Origin of the sequence: Dolosicoccus paucivorans (assembly GCF_900100125.1) — a bacterium.
GTDB lineage: Bacteria > Bacillota > Bacilli > Lactobacillales > Aerococcaceae > Dolosicoccus > Dolosicoccus paucivorans.
In genome coordinates this window covers 1-1,074 of the sequence record NZ_FNEL01000106.1, presented here as the reverse complement: position 1 = coordinate 1,074, position 1,074 = coordinate 1, and the positions used below count along the sequence as shown (strand labels likewise).

Annotated in this window: 1 protein-coding gene; it reads left to right on the top strand. The window is 36.0% G+C overall.

What is annotated here, in order from left to right; genetic code table 11:
* On the top strand, positions 1 to 1,074 hold a 1,074-nt coding region (locus BLR79_RS08845; RefSeq protein ID WP_200778895.1), incomplete at both ends, for a G5 domain-containing protein.

Here is a 1,074-nt window from a genome sequence, read left to right as displayed (position 1 = left end):
TCAAAAGTAACAAATACTTCTGAACCAAAAGAAACAAAAGCACCAGTTAATGAAATTATTGAAGTGGGAAGTGAAGACTTCACAGGTACTCACGAAATCGTAGAAAAGAAAGAAATACCTTTCGAAACAAGATACGAATATGACGACTCATTAGAACCAGGCGAAGAAAAAGTTGTAACACCAGGTTCTCCAGGAGAACAAGAAAGAACCAACACTCTTGTAATCAAGGATGGTAAAGTTATCGAAACCAAAGAAGGAGAATTCAAGACAAATAAAGAGCCTCAAGAAAGACTGATTAAGATTGGTAGAAAATCTTCTGAAGGCGAAACAGTACAAACTATCGAAAGAGAAATCCCTTATGAAATTAAGGTGATCTATGACGAAAACCTTGAAGCTGGATTCCAAAAGATTGAAAATGAAGGTAAGCCAGGTAAGGAAGAAGTAACTATTACTCAAAAGGTTAAAGATTCTAAGCCAGTTGGCGATCCTACAGAAATTACAAAAACGATCACTGAAAAAGAAGATAGGGTAGTAAGAATTGGTGTTAAACCAGTTGTTAAAGAAGTTGAACTTGGTAACAACACTGAATATAGACACAACCCAGAGCTAAAAGCAGGTGAAGAAAAAGTCATCGAAGAAGGTTCTAAGGGAACTGTAAAATATACAACTACCTTCAACAAAGAAACAGGCAAGCTTGAAGTCAAAGAAGAAAGAACTGAATCTAAGAACAAGGTCGTAGAATACGGTTCTAAGACAGATGGCGAATTCACTTATGAAAGCGAAAATGCCTTTGATATTAAAGTAATTGAAGATCCAAATCTAGAGGCTGGCAAGGTTATAGTAGATCAAGAAGGTATAGTAGGAAAGACAAAGACAACTGTAAAAATAGAAAACTCTAAAGAAGTTGATAGAACTACTGAAACTCTTGTAGAAAAACAAGATAAGATAGTAAGAGTTGGAACTAAGAATGTTTGTCCAATCCCACCACTAGATCCAGAAACACCTGGTAAAGAAGATCCAAAAGATCCAGAAACACCAGGTGAAGAAGATCCAAAAGATCCAGAAACACCAGGT